We start from the raw sequence: 817 nt of genomic DNA on the forward strand, positions 1-817 counted from the left end.
CAGGTGGGGGTGCCCTACATTGTGGTGTATTTGAACAAGGCCGACATGGTGGACGATCCTGAGCTTCTGGAGCTGGTGGAGATGGAGGTTCGGGAGTTGTTGTCCAAGTATGATTTTCCTGGGGACAAGACCCCGATCATTGTGGGCTCGGCGCTGAAGGCGCTGGAGGGGGACCAGTCGGAGATTGGGGAGCCCTCCATTTGGAAGCTGGCGGAAGCCTTAGACGAGTACATTCCCGAGCCCAAGCGCGACATCGACAAGCCCTTCCTGATGCCGGTGGAGGATGTGTTTTCGATCTCTGGGCGCGGCACGGTGGTGACGGGCCGGGTGGAGCGTGGTGTGATCAAGGTGGGCGACGAGATCGAGATTGTAGGGTTGAGGCCCACCCAGAAGACGGTGTGCACGGGGGTGGAGATGTTCAGGAAGCTCCTGGACGAGGGGCGTGCGGGCGACAACATCGGGGTGTTGCTGCGGGGCACCAAGCGCGAGGAGGTGGAGCGCGGGCAGGTGCTGGCGAAGCCGGGCACGATCACTCCGCACACCAAGTTTACTGCCGAGGTCTATGTGCTTTCCAAGGAGGAGGGGGGTCGGCACACGCCGTTTTTCAACGGTTATCGGCCGCAGTTTTACTTTCGCACGACCGATGTGACGGGCTCCATTGAGCTGCCGGCGGGCACCGAGATGGTGATGCCTGGGGACAATGTGTCGATCACGGTGAGCTTGATTGCCCCGATTGCGATGGAGGAGGGGCTGCGCTTTGCCATCCGCGAGGGCGGGCGCACGGTGGGCGCCGGCGTGGTGGCGAAAATCATCGAAT

Annotated in this window: 1 protein-coding gene; it reads left to right on the top strand. The window is 61.8% G+C overall.

Annotated elements, in window-relative coordinates:
• A partial coding sequence (locus tag ACTFO6_RS17330) for an elongation factor Tu (RefSeq protein WP_439935682.1) occupies positions 1–817 on the top strand: 817 nt, incomplete at both ends.

It is taken from the genome of Pelomicrobium sp. G1 (genome assembly GCF_051905455.1).
GTDB lineage: Bacteria > Pseudomonadota > Gammaproteobacteria > Burkholderiales > UBA6910 > Pelomicrobium.